An 18271-nucleotide genomic window follows, 5' to 3' on the forward strand; every position below is an offset into this window, starting at 1 on the left:
TTGGCAGTTGGCGATCGGGAGAGATCTAAAATGAAAGTTGATCATTTTACCATGAATTTTACTCATGTTGTTTGATTAAAAAGTAAACATTGTCTCTTGGTCTTCTATTTGGTCTGTTATTGATAGCTTTTTAAGATGTTCAAGGTATTCGTCATAAGTTAAAGAAAAATTTACCCGTCATGATGTATTGTTTACAAGCACGGAGAAATTGAAAAGAAAAGGTTATTTAAATAAACACTATTTAGCCGCAGTCTCTCATACTTTTGCCTGATCATCATTCTGTGTTTGATTTAGTTTTAAAGCCACCAATAGCCCGATACAAAGTACACAAGTAATCGTAACCGTTAGGCCAAACCATCCATATTTTTCCCAGACTAAACCACTACTGCTACCCAAGAAACTTGAACCAAGATAATAACAAAATAGATAAAGTGAAGAGCCAACTGCGCGATACTGTAAGGATTGTACTGATACCCAACTGCTTGATGTGGAATGGGCGGCAAAAAATGAGAAAGTGAAAATCAATAGGCCAATCAAAATCACCCAAAGTGATGGAATCAGCATAATCCATAACCCCAGAATCATGCTTGAGAACATCACAATCAGCACTTTACCTCGTCCAAATTGACGACTCCAACTGGCAGCGCGAGGTGAACTATAAATGCCTGATAAATAGGCTATCGAAATTAAACCAATCCACGTTTGCGACAGTTCAAAAGGTTTTTCTAACAGATGATAACTCATGTAATTAAACACGGTCACAAAGCATCCCATTAGAATAAAACCTTCTACAAACAATAATCTGAGTTTTGGGTCAGAAAGATTTTTCTTAAAGGATTCGATAAAACGTGTGAATTGAATGGGATAAGATTTAAAATGTTTAGAGGTCGGTAAGGCAATATAAAATGTAATCGCGATCAATAAATTGAGTAGACCAATAATCATCGTCGCAGTTTGCCAAGAGATATAATCCAGCAATACTCCTGCAATCAAACGCCCGCCCATTCCCCCTATTGCTGTCCCTGAAATATACAGTCCCATGGCAAAGCCAACATCTTTTTGCGCAATTTCTTCACCAATATAGGTCATTGCAACAGAAGCGACACCACTAACAGCCAAGCCAATCATCATGCGTGTTGCAAGAAATATTTCCCAATAAGGTAAAAACGAACTCAGCAATAACAAGCTTGCTGTGGAAAATAAAGAAATAGCCATGATCTGCTTACGACCATAACGATCTGAAATCAACCCTGCAAAAAGAAGCCCTAAGGCTAAGGCAATGGTGGAAAATGAAAGCGGAAAACTACTATGGGTTGGCGTAACATGAAAAAAACTTGCCAAAAATGGCATCATCGGCTGAACACAGTACAATGATGAAAATACAGCAAAGCCAGCTAAAAACAATGAAAGTAAAATTGCGATAAAAGGCCGAGTGCCATACTCAATATAAGCTGTAGATTCAGGTGCTTCAGACATAATTATTCCTCATGTCCGTTCAGTATACGCCTATTTTTAACTCTTGATAAAAGCTAAAGTTTTATTACAGACAATGCTTTGATGATTCAAGTCAGGTATAGATTTTAAATTTTTGATTTAGAGTAAAATTACACTAGAAAATGCAGAAATCAGAAAATAAAAAAGAGCATATTTTTTAATACACTCTTCTGTTAATTTTTCAATATATTGAGGTTAAATTTAACCATTAAAATCTTAAACTTTTCGTTCTTCAATATTTAGTGCATTGATTGCGAGTACCGCTTGAGTACGGTTCTGTACACCTAATTTACGGAAAATTGCCGTCACATGCGCTTTAATGGTCGCTTCCGAAACATCAAGTTCATAAGCAATTTGCTTATTCAATAAACCTTCTGCAACCATCATCAATACACGGAACTGTTGTGGTGTTAACGATTGAATACGTTCAGCTAAAGCTGTTTCATCTGCGGCACGTGGGTCAAAATTCATATTCGCTGCGGGTAAGTTTGGCGGTAACCAAATATCACCATCCAGCACTTGGCGAATTGCTTCCCCAATATGGCTTGGATGTGCAGATTTAGGAATATAGCCCATTGCGCCATGTGCAATTGCACGTTGAATAATGGATGCATCTTCGTGAGCAGAAACCACAATAATAGGAAGTGCAGGATACTGTGCACGAACATGTACCAATGCAGAGAAACCCGATGCGCCTGGCAGATTTAAATCCAACAAGACGAGATCTGGTTCTGGACCATTTTCCAAACGCTCATAAAATTCATTAACAGCCGCAGTTTCACTAATTTGAGCCTGTGGCAAACTATAACGAACCGCCTGAATTAACGCATGGCGAAACAGTGGATGATCATCAACGATTAAAATATTCATAAGCGAAGCGAGAGATCTCTAGCGCAGTTATTTCATTCTAACCGCACTATTGCTATTTAGGATACGTAAATATTAACGAATTTTTGAATAATTTGTCGGCTTTAATTAAAATTCCCTAAAATCTTTAAGTCATTTATCGAAATTAAGATTTGAATATCACTTTTAAATATAAAATAAACAGTTAAAAATGAATTACTTATTCATTTTAAGAATATTATTTAACTTCAAATACTTAAAAGAGGAAATCGTGCATTACTCAAAGGCTTTCTGGTTTATCTTAAAAACAGATAACCAATCTGTTTTTCATTATTTTACAGCGCTTCGTCAAATATAGATTAATGAATGGCATTCCGAGATTCAATTTATTAGGTTGCCAACATGTCTATTTATACTCAACAAAAACCATTAAATATTGTTGCTGTTTCAGGGGGATTAAATAACCCTTCAAAAACCGAAAGTTTAGTGCAAGCGATTTTAGATGAGCTTGGTCAGGCAACACCGATTCATGTTCATTTTATTAAATTCAGTGAAATAGGCCATTTATTAGGGGGCGCAATTTATCGCAACCAACTGCCACAACGTGTTCAAGATGACTTAGCTGCCGTAGAAGCAGCAGATGCGCTCATCGTGGGAACTCCTGTTTATCGTGCATCATTCACTGGTTTATTTAAACATTTCTTTGATTTTGTTGAACAAACAGCGTTAGTCGATGTTCCTGTATTGCTTGCTGCATCGGGTGGTAGTGACCGTCATGCTTTAGTTCTAGAGCATCAGTTACGTCCATTATTTAGCTTCTTTCAAGCGCAAACTCTGCCTATTGGTGTCTATGCAACAGATCGTGACTTTACACCTGAGTACACCATTAAAAGTGAACACATCCAAGACCGTATTACTTTAGCTGTCGCACGTGCATTGCCAATTTTAGAATGGGCGCCTGCAAAAGGTCAGCGAGCAGAAGTGGTGAAAGCCAAAACAGAACAAGCCAATCAAAATTTAGGCATCAACAAACAGATTGAGCAAGATGATGTGCTTCCTTCCGCGGCGATACCAGACTTGGATGCTGCAGAGTCTCGTCTACATGCAAAATCCAAAACACCACAATCACAGGTTGCTTAAACGTAACCTTGTTATGAATAAATCATAAAAAATTGAGGGTTATGATATGTCACAGTTTTCATCGAATAATGGTCAAGCAATTCGATTTGCCTATTGGGTTCCCAATGTCAGTGGCGGCTTAGTGGTCAGTAATATTGAACAACGTACAGACTGGAGCTATGACTACAATGTACGTTTGGCACAAGCTGCCGAAAAAAGTGGTTTTGAATATGCCCTCACCCAAATTCGTTTTACCGCAGGGTATGGCGCTGAAAATCAACATGAATCTGTGAGTTTTAGTCATGCACTTTTAGCCAAAACTGAAAAATTAAAAGTAATTGCAGCAATTCTTCCAGGACCTTGGAAACCGGTTTTAGCCGCAAAACAGTTGGCGACCATTGATTATCTGACCAATGGACGTATTGCGATTAATGTAGTAAGTGGCTGGTTCCGTGGCGAGTTTGATGCCATTGGTGAGCCATGGCCTGAACATGATGAACGCTATGTTCGTTCAGAAGAATTTATTCGTACGTTAAAAGGTATTTGGACAACAGATAACTATAGTTTTGATGGTAAATATTATCAGTTTAAAGACTACACTTTAAAACCAAAACCTTTGCAGAAACCCCATATTGAAGTATTCCAAGGTGGAAGTTCACGTGCTGCACGTGACATGGCTTCGCGTGTTTCGGATTGGTACTTTACCAATGGCAATACACCTGAGGAACTCAAAAAACAAATCGATGATATTCGTGAAAAAGCCAAGCTAAATAATCACTCAGTCAAAATTGGGGTCAATGCGTTTATCATTGCTCGTGACACTGAAGAAGAAGCTAAAGCAGTGCTACAAGAGATTATTGACCAAGCCAATGTTGAAGCGGTCAATGCCTTTGGCGATGCAACCCGTGAAGCGGGCGCGGCATCTAAAGAAGGTGAAGGTAACTGGGCAAAATCAACATTTGAAGACTTGGTGCAATATAACGATGGCTTTAAAACTAATCTGATTGGCACACCGCAACAGATTGCAGAACGTATTGTTGCACTCAAAAATGTAGGTGTAGATTTAGTGTTATCTGGCTTTTTACATTTCATTGAGGAAGTTGAATATTTCGGTGAAAAGGTCTTGCCTTTGGTTCGTCAAATTGAAGAAGCACAAAAAGATCAAATTACTGCAAAATCAGCTTAAGGTTTATCTCTTCATCGATGGTGCTGTGAAAACAACAATAAATAACTAAAACAGCTTTGCAGCTTTCCCTCTTGACTCGGCTTGAGGGATTTTTTTTTAGAATAAATAAAAAGTATTTATAAAAAATAGAATCGTATAAATCAGTACAATTATCCTTATATAAATTAGCAAACTTTTGCTTTTTGTTTTATTGAATCATCGAGTGTATTTGTTCTATACATATACTCAACAACCGCAATCTTGGAAAAAATTTCTTTCAACCTTAAAATACGCCCTTTTTGTAGCATAGATGGAAAAAGTGGGTATGGTAGTTTTAAATAAAACAAAAACGATATTTTGCGTCCTCATCGGCAGCATGAGCTTGACGACCTATGTAAACGCCAACGAGATACCTGCAACGTCTATAAAGGTTGAAACTGCGATGAATACTGCATTTCAGCCATTAATGAAAACTTATGCAGTGCCCGGTATGGCAATAGGTATTTTGTATAACGGAAAAAGTTATGAAAAATACTACGGCGTACAATCACTTGCGAATGCAAAAGCCGTAAATAAAAATACTCTTTTTGAACTAGGTTCAGTCAGTAAGATTTTTACTGTAACAGCAGGTACTTATGCACAAAATTTAGGCAAAATTTCTCTTCAAGACCATCCCGGTAAATATATACCCACATTAAAAAACTCAGACATTAATCAAGTCACACTCTTAGAATTGGCCACCTATACCAGTGGTAATCTTCCATTGCAATTTCCTGATCAAATAAAAACAGATGCGCAAACACTTAAATATTTTCAAGATTGGAAAGTCAAAAACCCGATTGGTCAATTTCGACAATATTCTAATCCAAGCATAGGCTTATTCGGTGAAGCGACCGCTAAAGCCATGAACATGCCTTTTAGCGCTTTATTAGAACAAGTGATCTTCCCCAAACTAGAACTCCAACATACTTATGTCCAAGTTCCTAAAGCACAACAAGGCAACTATGCCTTTGGTTATGATCAAAATAATCACCCGCTTCGGGTCACTGCTGGCGCTTTTGATGCGCAGGCCTATGGTGTAAAATCTAGCCTACCGGACATGCTACATTTTTTAAATTTAAACTTAAATCCAGATCAAGCCAAAGCAGCGATTAAACCCGCAATTCTAGCGACACATACTGGTTACTTTAAAATGGGTGGTATGACCCAAGCCCTTGGCTGGGAATCGTTCAGCTACCCAGCAACATTAAACACACTATTAGAAAGCAACTCTGATCGGGTTGTGATTCAATCCAACCCTGTTGAAAAAACCCTCGTGAAGACTGGTTCAAGAGTCTTTCATAAAACTGGCTCCACCAATGGTTTTGGGACATATGTGATTTATATTCCACAAGAGAACTTTGGCTTGGTGATGTTGATGAACAAAAAAATCCCCAATGCTGAGCGAATTAAGGCAGCGTATGAAGTGCTCAATAGCTTAAAGCAAAAATCCAATCCTTGATGCTGAAACATGTCAGATCTGGCTAGGCTTTTGCTTTGTACATTGTTAAATCATTCATACTGTATCTATTGCATGGCAACATAATTGTCGCTGTTGGTAGGGGTATAACCTACCCCTTATCCAACACAGATTTTTCAATCTAAGATAAGGCAATACCAACGCTAAAGCGCTAAGAATGAACTTCTATAAAATGGCATCGGTCGGCTTAGGTTCAAGCGTAAAAACTTGGATCGGGCACTTTTCCAGTCAATACCCATTCCCCTACTTCCTGATACTTATAATCAATCGGATCATGCAAAGTCTGAGTACGGACATTTCGCCAAAAACGATCTAAATTCAATTTGGCTGTTGTCGCTCTGGCACCCATCACTTGAAAAATATTCTGCGTTATAAACAGTGAGCTATTGGTTGCAGCAATTTTTGCAGTCGCAATGGCAATTGAGACTTCACCACGTTGTTCTGCTGTTAATTGCTCACCAATATTCCAAGCCGTTTGCAATGCTGCAATGGCTTTATCGGCAAGTAAACGTACACTTTCAAGCTGTACATAAAACTCAGCAAAATGCTTCTGGTTAAACGGATCATTCACCGCATTTTCAGCCAAAGACGTTGACCATGCTTTCTGACTTTTTATTGTTTGTCGCGCAAGGTCAAAGGCACCTTCAGCAACGCCTAAAAACAGATGCACAAAAATCAATTGTGCAATCAAAGGTCGTAAACTGGAGTAAGGTGTACTTAATGGTCCTGGATTTAACAGTAACTCATCTTTGTGAATTTTGACCTGTTCAAAATGACTGGTACCGCTATCTGTTTGACGCTGCCCCATATTATTCCAATCACCTAAAAAACTTACCCCTTCTCGACATGTTGGGATCACAGCTATCAGTAATTTTCCAGCATCATTAAAGCCCGAACAAAGCAGTATGTCTGAATCTATTGATCCTGAGCAAAAGCTTTTATCACCATGAAAAATAAAGTCGTTCTCAGTGAGTTGTTGTACCTTCGTGCGCTGATCTAAAGGGTTTAAAGTATTACCCCAAAACAAGTTATTGCGGGCGGTGTGTTCAAACCATGACGAATATTGTTCAGGCTGAGCAAATAACTGCACAGTGGCGATTAGTAAATGATGAAAGCCATATACATGTGCTAAGGAACTATCGACTTGTGCAATACTTTGAATGGTCTGGAAAATTGTTTTCCAGTTTGCTCCTTGCCCGCCATATTGTTGTGGAATAGACAGTCCCAATAAACCACTTTGACGAATCAAATCCCGTTCCAGCTTCGGATTACCACCTGCTTTATCACGCTCAGCAGCAGTCTGCGCAAATTGTTCTGCCAATTGCTTTGCCGTTGTTAAAGCAGAAAGGTTTAACGCCTGTTGAGGTGCATTCATCATATTTACTCTTATTCCCAGTGCCTTGAGCTTATCAAATCAAGTAAGATTTCCTTATCTCAATGCCTGCATTACTTATTCTGTGGTTTGAAAATCAATAACAAAAAATACCGCTAGAATTTCTATAACGGTATTCAACTTTTGGCTAGCAAAATCAAGAGACTTCAAACATTAAGAATTGGCCTTAACCTCCGTAATTAACTGATCTACCACACCTGGATCAGCCAAAGTAGAAGTATCGCCTAAACTATCTAGCTCATTGGCAGCAATTTTTCTTAAAATGCGTCGCATGATTTTTCCAGAACGGGTTTTTGGCAAAGCAGGTGCCCAATAAATTGCATCAGGTGTTGCCACAGGTCCCAGCACTTTACGTACCCAACTGACCAATTCTTTACGTAATTCTTCAGTTTCAGCTTCACCCGCCTGCAAGGTCACATAGGCCGCTATCCCTTGCCCTTTAATCTCATGTGGCATACCAACAACTGCTGATTCAGCAACTTTTGCATGCGCAACCAATGCACTTTCAATTTCAGCAGTGCCCAACCGGTGACCTGAAACATTCAGAACATCATCTACACGACCCGTAATCCAGTAATAACCATCTTTATCACGACGCGCACCGTCACCAGTAAAATAACTTCCCGGATAAGTTGAGAAATACGCTTCAATAAATCGCTCAGGATCACCCCAAATGGTCCGCATTTGCCCCGGCCAAGAATTCTTAATAATCAAATTGCCTTCTGCTTCACCTTCGAGTTCTTGACCCTCAGCATCAACCAATGCAGGTTGTACACCAAATAACGGACGAGTTGCCGAACCTGGTTTAAGTGGAGTTGCACCAGGTAGTGGGGAAATTAAAATACCACCTGTTTCAGTTTGCCACCATGTATCCACAATTGGACAACGGCTTTCACCCACAACGGTATAGTACCAATTCCATGCTTCTGGATTAATCGGCTCACCCACGGTACCCAATAGACGCAAACTGCTACGGTCACTTTCACGCACAAAAGCATCACCCTCACGCATCATGGCGCGGATCGCTGTTGGTGCAGTATAGAGAATGGTAATGTTATGCTTATCTACAATATGACCTGTACGTGCCCATGTTGGATATTGTGGGATACCTTCGGACATGACGGTGGTTGTACCATTGGATAATGGTCCATAAAGCACATAAGAATGCCCCGTAATCCAACCCACATCTGCGGTACACCAGAACACATCATCTTGTTTAATATCAAAAACTTCACGGAAAGTTGAATTTACATAAGTTAAATAACCACCCGTAGTATGTAACACCCCTTTAGGCTTTCCTGTTGATCCAGACGTATATAAAATAAATAAAGGATCTTCGGCATCCATCGGTTCTGGCGGACAGATATCTGTGACCGTCATAATTTCCATGTGATACCACAGGTCACGCCCCTCCTGCATTGTTATTGGATGACCTGTTCGATGCACCACAATCATTTTTTCAACGGAAGTGGTTCCATCCAACGCCAATGCTGCATCTACATTCTCTTTTAAAGGAATCGTTTTACCACCACGCATACCTTGGTCGGCTGTAATCACCAATTTAGCTTGACTGTCATCTATTCGACTTGCCAATGAGTCTGGAGAGAACCCACCAAATACCACACAATGCACTGCCCCTATTCGAGTACAGGCCAACATGGCGATCGCCGCTTCAGGGATCATCGGCATATACAAAATGACTCGATCACCTTTCCCGATTCCATTTTTCTTTAAGACATTGGCAAAACGACACACTTCATCATGTAGCTCTTCAAAAGAAATGATTTTATGACGAGATGGATGATCCCCCTCCCAAATAATTGCTGGTTTCAGTGGGTGTTCTTTTAAATGACGATCTAAACAGTTGGCACTGACATTCAGTTGCCCATCTGCAAACCATTCAATTTTAAAATTATCTTTGTCGTAGCTGGTATTTTTTACTTGGGTGAAAGGCTTAATCCAGTCTAACTTCTTTGCAGCTTCTGCCCAAAACTCATCTGGATGGTCTACTGACTGTTGATAACGATCAAAGTATTCTTGTTCATTGGTCCTTGCTGTTTTTACAAATTGTTCTGGAACTGGATAGATTTCATTCATATTCTGCTTCCTTGATGTATCACCTCATCACGAGATGTATGCCTACTTTCTTGATTTTATTTGCTGCATGTCTTCAGTATTACGATAGCGCATTTCGGTTAACAATTGTGCTTTGGTCGTAGACACGGGGGTCACTTTAACCATCGGAAAATCTTAAGTCATTTGCCAAAATATTCGAATTTTCAATATCTATGGAGTTTTTTTGATCTTATAATTTGTATTCAGAAGTGCATATGGTTTTTTTCAGAAAAAAACATTTCCTTACCGAACTCATTCAACTGGACACGATTGTCATGCAAATACAAGAATCGTCGACTTTTTTTTCAAAGCATCAAGTATCACCGGTAGATTATCCTCTTTCAACTCAAGGTCGTTTTAACCGCTTAAGTTATATTGCTTGGTTTGGATTCTTGCATCTCATTTTTACTGTTGCATTGCTTGCCCTCGGTCTAGTCTTTGGCATTGTGAATTTAAATTCACTGCAATTCAGTCAACATGCAATAAATTCGATTTCAGGATTAGGACAGTTCACTTACCTCTTACTCAGCTGTCTTTATTTTTATGCAATGATAGTTGTAATTATTCGCAGGCTGCATGATCGTAATAAATCTGGTTGGTTTATTCTGTTATTGCTGATTCCAATTGTGCAATTCTTGACTCTACTGTATTTACTCTTTGCGCGTGGTTGTAATCGTGCCAACCGTTTTGGCCACCCACGCCCATCGACTTTTATTGAAAAATTAATGGCTTGGCTCATGATAATAGGCTTTATCATCAGCTTATTGACCTCTCTAAGCGTAGTGTCATTTATGATGGGGACTGGAGAAATTGAAAATCCAACAACAATCATTGAAAAAGGAACTAAATATTTTTAAGGATAATTGGGGTCTGTTGACAATTCGTCTATGTTTGCGACTACGTGTGTTTTTTAGGCGATACTAGGCGCGAAATACGAAATTTAGTCATTCTAAATGATGAGAAACGTCGTTTCGCAAGGTAACGACGTAGCGGCAAAAAACACGCTAGTCCCCCGCTGCGCCTTGCGCTGCAAACAAAGCAGTGCTTTGTTCTTGCTCAGGGTTGTGGCTAAAATTATCTCAGCCTACGTTATGAAACTCGAAAATAGTCTCGCTATTCTCTTCGTTTCATGCCTTGCCTGCTCAATTTTAACCTACAACGCAAGCCATTTATGAAATGCCTACAGACCCCATTCCTTGATGATCCACTAACATGGGTTGAATATTGATTCACAAATATTATTTTTAATAGTCCGTCATAAGAAAAACTGTAATCAAAGCTTAACTTCTTTGAAATTTCAGGCAAAATATGCCAATTATTTTATTGGACATGATTGTGGCTGAAGAAGCAAATGCATTGAGTACCGTTGCGCAAGACACGACTCAATTGATCCATTCTGCAGGCGAAAAAACTGCACAAACAGTGATTCAACATACTGAAAAATATAAAGACGCATACTCAACCATCGATAAGTTTGTTGATGGTTTTTGGGAGCGTATGCCATATTTATGTATTGCGCTGATCGTCATCACTATTTTCTGGTTGCTGTCTAAGCTTTTTAAATTCTTTGTCCGTAGAACACTCGAAAACCGTACCTATACGCGCCAAAATTTAGTTCTGGTACTGAATCGTGTCGGCAGTACCGCAATTATCTTTTTTGGTTTCTTAATTGCCATGGTCATTGCAATTCCAGGCTTTACTCCTGCTCAACTGATGAGTGCTTTGGGGATTGGTTCGGTCGCGATTGGTTTTGCATTTAAAGATATTTTCCAAAATCTACTTTCTGGAATTTTGATTCTTTTGGGTGAACCGTTCAAGATTGGTGATGACATCATTGTCAACAATATGGAAGGTACTGTTGAAGATATTCAAATTCGTGCAACTTTTTTACGTTCCCCTGATGGACGACGTATCGTGATTCCAAACGCAACTGTGTATACCAGCGCCGTGACGGTAAATACCGCTTACCAACGCCGTCGTTGTGAGTTTGTGGTTGGGATTGGTTATGAAGATGATGTACAGAAAGCCAAAGATATTATTCTTAAATTGCTTGATAAAGACCAACGTATTTTAAGCCAGCCGGGCTTTACTGTGAATGTTTCTGCTTTGGCGGATTTCTCTGTCAATTTAACCGTTCGTTGGTGGGTAGATACCACCCAAGTGGTTACTGCAGCATCAATCAGTGAAATTCAAGAACGGGTACTTGAAGCCTTTGCGGATAATAATATTTCGATTCCCTATCCTGTTCAGGAAGTCAAAGTTTACCGCGGTGATCCATCAGCGGATGACATTGAATCAGCTCGTGCTAAATAAACGCCCCAATACATAAGGGATCGCGGTTTCAGTACGCAAAATACGGTTGCCTAAGTTCACTGCTTGGCAGCCGTTTTTTATCAGTAAATCTACCTCGTAAGGTATAAAACCACCTTCAGGCCCAATGATCACAGTACATGAATGATCGATAGCAAATGGCATTTTTTGTTCGGTATACGGATGCGCAATATAAGCAGGATTCTGTGGCGTAATGAAGCTAGGTAAGACATCTTCAACAAAGGGTTTAAAGCGTTTGTATAGCTCAATTTCGGGAGCAATTGTGTCTCCTGCCTGTTCTAATCCCAAGATGATGTAATGATCAATTTGCTGTAAAAAAGGACTTTGCCAATAACTTTTGTCAACCCGATAACTATGAATTAAAATTAATTTTTCTACCCCCAGTGTCACCGCATCCATGATTAAACGGCGTAAAACTTTGGGCCGTGGTAATGCCACTATTAAAGTTACGGGCAATTTTGCTGGAACAGGCTCTTCTTGAATCGGTCGAAGAAAAATCGTATGTTCTGAAATATCAACAATTTCAGTTAAATAACGACTGGCACCCCGAACGCCAACTTTAAGCATATCTCCGACTTTCGCAGCAAGATGTGTGTGCAAATGTTCAACTTGCCTTTTTGAACTGATTGTCCAAGTTTCAGCTTGTGTTTGATGAGGATCAAGAAGGACGATATTCATAAAATTCTGGTTCGTTTTACTTTTAGCTAATGGTGTTTATTCATCAGCAATGTATAAATTATAAATATTGATCAATCACTGCAATATGTTTGTATAAAGAACCCTTATTACGCTTTAAAACATCAATCGCATGTTGGCTTAACTGCTGGGCAAAAGCTTGATCTTCCAAACAACGCACCAATAACTGAACCACCTCATCGACTGTTTTCCCTACTTTTAAGGCATCTGCCTGTAAGAACTCATCCACAATCGCTTGAAAATTAAAATAATGTGGTCCAATTACGGTGGGTACATCTAAAACCATAGCCTCTAAAATATTATGCCCACCACCGGGTTCATTTAACGATCCACCAACAAAACAAGCTTGGCTCAATGCATACCACAGCCACATTTCGCCCATACTGTCTGCCAAATAAACTTGGGTATTCGACTCGATCGCTTGCTCTAAGCTACGACGCTGTGTGGTTAAATTTAAACTTTGTGCAGCAGCAAAAACCTCATCAAAACGTTCAGGATGGCGAGGAACAACAATCAACAACCAATCTGGATATTGTTCTAAATAGGTTTTAAATGCGAGAAATAATTTTTCTTCTTCAGGTGCATGTGTACTGGCGATGGTGATGATTTTTCGATTTGCTAAATTCCAGTGCTGCTGCAATTGTTGTGCTTTATGAATAAATTGTTCAGGTGCAGAAATATCAAATTTAATACTTCCAAGTACTTGTGTTTTATCCTGTGGCATACCTAAATCTATAAATCGTTGTTGCGTAGCAGTATCTTGCGCCAATAACTGATCTAATTTCTGTAGCATTGGACGGGTTAGGCTTGGAACTTTGGCATAGCCTTTGGCAGATTTTTCTGAAAGCCGTGCATTCACTAAAATACAAGGCACTTTAAACTGTTGAGCTTGGTCAATAAGATTTGGCCATAGTTCAGTTTCAACCAAAATCAGCAATTTGGGTTGGTATTTCTGATAAAAATCAGCAACTAAATAGCGCTGATCGGCAGGCAAATATACCGCTTGAAATAATGCTTGATAAGGTGCTTTTAAGAATAACGATTTGGCACGTGCTTGACCTGTTTTTGTCGTATTGGTGACTAAAACACTATGACCTGCTTTTAAATAATGTTCTATTAAAGGCTGAGCAGCATTGGTTTCTCCGACTGAAACACAATGAAACCAAATGGCATGCTGATTCTTTACATCTTGAAAGGGGCCAAATCTCTCAACACATTCTTGTTGGTATTCTGCGCTATCTTTCGCACGCTTTTTGATACGCCATTGATATAAAGGCTTAACGATTTTAAGTGCTGTGTTATACCAAAAAGGAGTAGCCAAGCAGAATGTCTCAATATAGATGAATCGGCAAATATAACAGAGCCATATTCAGTTGTTAATGAATAATATTTAACGATTTGTTGTCAGCATGGTACTAGACCTTATGCTAGAGCAAATCTGATCTATCAACCAGCAATAACGCTGGCAAAACTTGGCTTTGCAGGGATGAAAAACGGTTTTTGGTTAAGAACTATGTTGTACGCCTTAACCAATGGCGATATCCATATCGCCATCCACTGGATCAGCGCTGTAGTGGTCAAATATTCAAAGACTAAGCCTTTGAATATACGATGTGGAATGTATTCCATGCATACTAACAGAGCATATAGTCTCAATATTATACTAAAGCAGGATAATCAATATAGCCTTCTGCAGTTTGTGAACCAATCATATTTTCGAACACCAATTCATTTAAAGGTGCATCTTGAATCAAACGCTCATACAAATCAGGATTGGCAATATAAGCCTTGCCGAAAGACACAGCATCTGCTTGACCTGATGCCAAGAGTTTGATGGCATCCTCACGGCTTAAACGCATATTGGCAATATATGGCACACCGTTTGAACGTTGTTTCATATATTCACTGATACTGTCATCGGCTAAATATTCACGTGTAAAGAAGAACGCAACTTTACGCTTACCCAATTGTTCCAAGACATAACCAAAGGTTTCACGTGGATCAGCATCACCCATATCATGCTCATCACCACGAGGCGCTAAATGTATGCCCACACGGCCTGCGCCCCATACTTCAATTAAAGCATCCATCACTTCAAGTAAAAGACGTGCACGGTTTTCAACAGAACCACCATATTCATCTTCACGATGATTGGTTGAGCTTTGTAAGAATTGATCAATCAGGTAGCCATTGGCTGCATGTAATTCAACGCCATCAAAACCAGCCGCTTTGGCTTTAATTGCAGCCTGTTTAAACTGTTCAGTGATGGTTTGAATTTCGGAGATTTCCAAAGGGCGTGGCACGACATATTCACGTTTTGGACGTAGTAAGCTGACTTGTCCTGCTTGTTGTATTGCACTTGCAGATACAGGCGTTTCACCATCGAGTAGATCTGGATGTGAGACACGTCCCACATGCCATAACTGCGCCACAATCAAGCCACCTTGATCATGAACTGCTTGGGTTACAGACTTCCAACCTTCAACCTGTGCATCGGTAAATAGCCCTGGTGTATTTAAATAGCCATTGGCTTGTTCAGAAATCACTGTTGCTTCAGAAATGATTAAACCCGCACTGGCACGCTGTGCATAGTGTTCAGCCATGATTGCTGTGGGTACCCGATCAGCGGTAGCACGGCTACGGGTTAAAGGCGCCATCACGACACGATTTTTTAAATGTAGATCGCCAAGTACAAGGGGAGAGTTAAGTTCAGCCATATTTGCCTCATCACTCGCTTTCTGATTGAGATCAGGCGTTAAAGCGAGTTTTGTAGATAATCAATATATTGCTGAATGAGAGCTTCATTACGCGAGAAATATGACCATTGCCCATACTTTTCGGCCTGAATTAATCCTGACTGTTGCAAAACAGACAAATGATTTGACATCGTAGATTGAGAGACATTACCGAGCTTCTCGATATTCCCTGCACAGACACCACGACCAAAGCCACCGCACTGCTCTTCCGACAAATATTGTTGTGGCTTCTTGAGCCATTCCAAAATTTGTCGGCGAGTCGGATTCGCTAATGCTTTAGAAATTAAATCAATATCCATCTTAGACACATTCAATTCAGAGCAAAGCTCCATTCAGCATCTTTGCATCTAATATATCGTATTTTTTCGATTTTAATATCGATTTTTTTAGATATATTACAAAAATATGAATAAAGCTTTGCTTTTGTTAAAAATTTAAATTAAAGACCTTGTTTTAAGCTGGCTTCAATAAATTTATCTAGATCGCCATCCAATACTGCACCCGTGTTCGAGTTCTCAACACCAGTACGCAAATCTTTAATACGAGAGTCATCCAGTACATATGAACGAATCTGACTGCCCCAGCCGATATCCGACTTTGAATCTTCAAGTGCTTGAGCAGCTTCATTACGTTTACTCATTTCCAGTTCGTACAATTTTGCACGTAACTGTTTCCAAGCATGATCACGGTTTGCATGTTGTGAACGCTGATTCTGGCATGCCACCACAATCCCAGTTGGTGCGTGAGTCAAACGTACTGCTGAGTCAGTTTTGTTAATATGCTGACCGCCTGCACCAGATGCACGATATGTATCTGTTCGTACGTCAGCAGGATTAATATCAATCTCAATATTATCGTCCACTTCAGGCGATACAAATACTGCCGAGAATGAGGTATGACGGCGATTACCTGAGTCAAATGGTGACTTACGTACTAAACGATGTACGCCAGATTCGGTACGTAACCAACCATAAGCATACTCGCCTTCAACACGGATTGTTGCAGATTTAATCCCTGCAACATCACCATCTGATTCTTCCATTAATTCTGCTTTAAAGCCATGACGTTCGATCCAACGCATATACATACGTAACAGCATTGAAGCCCAATCTTGTGCTTCTGTACCGCCGGAACCCGCTTGAATTTCCACATAACATGGATTTGGGTCCATTGGATTACTAAACATACGACGGAATTCAAGTTTTGCTAACTCTTCTTCCGCTGCAGTCAATTCCGACTGAACATCTGCCAATAAGCTTTCATCATCTGCTTCAACAGCAAGATCAAGCATCGCTTGTGCATCATCAAGCTGTGTCGCCAAGCCTTCTAAAACGTTGATCACGTTTTCAAGCTCGCCTTTTTCTTTTGCCATCGCCTGTGCACGGCTTTGATCATTCCAGATCGCTGGATCTTCTAACTCGCGGAGAACCTCTTCTAAACGCTCTTTCTTTAGATCGTAGTCAAAGATACCCCCGTAGTGTTAGACCACGGTCATTTAAGTCTTTTAGCTGAACTAGATAAGGATTAATTTCCACGAGTTTTAATCTCACATTTGACGTCTTTTAATTCGCAGGCATTCTACCACAGAGTGGAAAAAGTTGAGATATGGGATTTTATAGATCCATCTATAGCTCAATAACGCTATAACAAGAGAAGTGAAATGCATTGATTTTTTTGCAATCAGAAAAATCGTCATATCGTAGTCAAAGCTTGTGTTGATAAACTCTACAATTGATCATTTACTTAAAAGTATTTTAATTTCCGAATACTTTTTTATTACTAATTATGTCCAAGCCTTACTCAAAGCGTACCAATATCCACACTATCTACACAATTTTAATAAAACAAAACATAAGTTTTATACATTTATTTTCAATAAGTTAAATAAATTTTGTTACACAAACTCACCAATATTACATTTCAGTTACTATAGCGTGGTTGACGATTTTCATATTTGCCCTAGACTCGAAATTGTAACCAAACATGTATAAATCAATCAATTCTTCATAGGGGCGAATTCCATGAAAAAATTAGCAATCGCATCTGCAATCTTTTCCGTAGCCGCTTTAACTGGCACTGCACATGCTTACCAAGCCGAAGTTGGTGGTTCATATACATATAATGATCCAGATAATTTTGATGCAACTCATAGCTTTGGTGTAGATGGTACTTATTATTTTAAACCAGTACAAACTCGTAATTCACCGCTTAATGAGGCTGCATTCTTAGATCGCGCAAGTAATGTAAAAGCCAATGTAAATTATGCTAAAAATGATGGTGTAAAAGACAGCCAATACGGTGCAGGTCTTGAATACTACGTACCTAACTCAGACTTCTATGTAAGTGGTCGTGTAGGTCGTGATGAACTTGAAGTTGATAACACCAACATCGACAATAAAGTAACAACTTATGGCGCTGAAGTGGGTTATTTACCAGCTCCTGGTTTATTACTTGCACTTGGTGTGACAGGTTATGATGTTAAAGATGGTGATGACGGCGCAGACCCAACTGTACGTGCTAAATATGTAACTAAAGTAGGTCAATATGACGCTAACTTTGAAGCTTTTGGTGCATTCGGTGACTTGGATGAGTACAAAGTACGTGGTGACTTGTATTTAGATAAGACCTTAAGTGTAGGTGCTGACTACTACAACAATGATTTAACTGATCGTGATGAATGGGGTATTTCTGCGAAGAAATTCTTTAATCAAAATGTTAGCTTAGAAGGTCGTGTAGGTTTTGGTGATGACTACAACACTTACGGCGTTCGTGCTGGATACCGTTTCTAAGTTTAAATCTATTTAGCAATCGCTCTTTTGGAGCAACAAAAGCCAGTC

16 protein-coding genes are annotated in these 18271 nt (G+C 39.5%); 6 read left to right on the plus strand and 10 right to left on the minus strand.

Annotated features, from left to right (window positions below; all coding sequences use genetic code 11):
• Nucleotides 1-255: 255 nt before the first annotated feature.
• Nucleotides 256-1476 carry an MFS transporter gene (locus tag ACG9ZL_RS11545; RefSeq protein WP_336953780.1) on the minus strand — a complete coding sequence of 407 codons (1221 nt, stop codon included), beginning with the start codon at nt 1474-1476 and terminating at the stop codon, nt 256-258.
• A 234-nt stretch (nt 1477-1710) separates the two neighbouring features.
• Nucleotides 1711-2364, minus strand: coding sequence for a response regulator (locus ACG9ZL_RS11550; protein WP_004823671.1), 654 nt, complete (start codon nt 2362-2364; stop codon nt 1711-1713).
• A 378-nt stretch (nt 2365-2742) separates the two neighbouring features.
• On the opposite strand from ACG9ZL_RS11550, the gene msuE reads away from it, so the two are divergent.
• From msuE to ampC, 3 genes are all read left to right on the plus strand, one after another.
• Nucleotides 2743-3480 (plus strand): FMN reductase, encoded by a 738-nt coding sequence (gene msuE / locus ACG9ZL_RS11555; protein ID WP_004723461.1) that lies wholly within the window; start codon nt 2743-2745, stop codon nt 3478-3480.
• Nucleotides 3481-3526: 46 nt separating this feature from the next.
• Nucleotides 3527-4645, plus strand: coding sequence for a dimethylsulfone monooxygenase SfnG (gene sfnG, locus ACG9ZL_RS11560; RefSeq protein WP_004723462.1), 1119 nt, complete (start codon nt 3527-3529; stop codon nt 4643-4645).
• 355 nt (nt 4646-5000) lie between these two features.
• Nucleotides 5001-6125, plus strand: coding sequence for a class C beta-lactamase (gene ampC, locus ACG9ZL_RS11565; RefSeq protein ID WP_419360142.1), 1125 nt, complete (start codon nt 5001-5003; stop codon nt 6123-6125).
• Between the two features lie 211 nt (nt 6126-6336).
• On the opposite strand, the gene ACG9ZL_RS11570 is transcribed toward ampC, so the two are convergent.
• Both ACG9ZL_RS11570 and acs read right to left on the minus strand, forming a co-directional pair.
• Nucleotides 6337-7521 (minus strand): acyl-CoA dehydrogenase family protein, encoded by a 1185-nt coding sequence (locus tag ACG9ZL_RS11570; RefSeq protein ID WP_336953782.1) that lies wholly within the window; start codon nt 7519-7521, stop codon nt 6337-6339.
• A 168-nt stretch (nt 7522-7689) separates the two neighbouring features.
• Nucleotides 7690-9633 (minus strand): acetate--CoA ligase, encoded by a 1944-nt coding sequence (acs, locus tag ACG9ZL_RS11575; protein ID WP_336953783.1) that lies wholly within the window; start codon nt 9631-9633, stop codon nt 7690-7692.
• 293 nt (nt 9634-9926) lie between these two features.
• On the opposite strand from acs, the gene ACG9ZL_RS11580 reads away from it, so the two are divergent.
• Both ACG9ZL_RS11580 and ACG9ZL_RS11585 read left to right on the plus strand, forming a co-directional pair.
• On the plus strand, nt 9927-10508 hold the full coding sequence (locus ACG9ZL_RS11580) for a DUF805 domain-containing protein (protein ID WP_336953784.1): 582 nt from the start codon (nt 9927-9929) through the stop codon (nt 10506-10508).
• A gap of 472 nt (nt 10509-10980) precedes the next feature.
• Nucleotides 10981-11964, plus strand: a complete 984-nt coding sequence (locus tag ACG9ZL_RS11585; protein WP_373868811.1) for a mechanosensitive ion channel family protein — start codon at nt 10981-10983, stop codon at nt 11962-11964.
• Here the strand turns inward: ACG9ZL_RS11585 and ACG9ZL_RS11590 are convergent.
• The 6 genes from ACG9ZL_RS11590 to prfB form a co-directional block, all read right to left on the minus strand.
• Nucleotides 11947-12660: a 16S rRNA (uracil(1498)-N(3))-methyltransferase gene (locus tag ACG9ZL_RS11590; protein ID WP_419360073.1), complete on the minus strand. Its 714-nt coding sequence runs from the start codon at nt 12658-12660 to the stop codon at nt 11947-11949. The genes ACG9ZL_RS11585 and ACG9ZL_RS11590 overlap by 18 nt on opposite strands.
• A gap of 58 nt (nt 12661-12718) precedes the next feature.
• Nucleotides 12719-13999, minus strand: a complete 1281-nt coding sequence (locus ACG9ZL_RS11595; protein ID WP_419360075.1) for a 3-deoxy-D-manno-octulosonic acid transferase — start codon at nt 13997-13999, stop codon at nt 12719-12721.
• A 125-nt stretch (nt 14000-14124) separates the two neighbouring features.
• Complete coding sequence (locus ACG9ZL_RS11600; RefSeq protein WP_336953787.1) at nt 14125-14307, minus strand: hypothetical protein; 183 nt, start codon at nt 14305-14307, stop codon at nt 14125-14127.
• Between the two features lie 29 nt (nt 14308-14336).
• Nucleotides 14337-15395 (minus strand): alkene reductase, encoded by a 1059-nt coding sequence (locus tag ACG9ZL_RS11605; RefSeq protein ID WP_419328328.1) that lies wholly within the window; start codon nt 15393-15395, stop codon nt 14337-14339.
• 38 nt (nt 15396-15433) lie between these two features.
• On the minus strand, nt 15434-15733 hold the full coding sequence (locus ACG9ZL_RS11610) for an ArsR/SmtB family transcription factor (RefSeq protein ID WP_034614967.1): 300 nt from the start codon (nt 15731-15733) through the stop codon (nt 15434-15436).
• Between the two features lie 140 nt (nt 15734-15873).
• Nucleotides 15874-16969, minus strand: a protein-coding gene (prfB, locus tag ACG9ZL_RS11615; protein ID WP_096735380.1) for a peptide chain release factor 2 whose coding sequence is annotated in 2 segments (ribosomal slippage) — nt 15874-16896 and nt 16898-16969 — 1095 coding nt in all. Because the reading frame shifts where the segments join, the coding sequence is not laid out codon by codon here.
• 486 nt (nt 16970-17455) lie between these two features.
• Here prfB and ACG9ZL_RS11620 point away from each other — a divergent pair.
• Nucleotides 17456-18223 carry a putative porin gene (locus ACG9ZL_RS11620; RefSeq protein WP_336953789.1) on the plus strand — a complete coding sequence of 256 codons (768 nt, stop codon included), beginning with the start codon at nt 17456-17458 and terminating at the stop codon, nt 18221-18223.
• Nucleotides 18224-18271 lie beyond the last annotated feature (48 nt).

This window comes from Acinetobacter legionensis (assembly GCF_048551735.1).
Taxonomy (GTDB): Bacteria; Pseudomonadota; Gammaproteobacteria; order Pseudomonadales; family Moraxellaceae; genus Acinetobacter.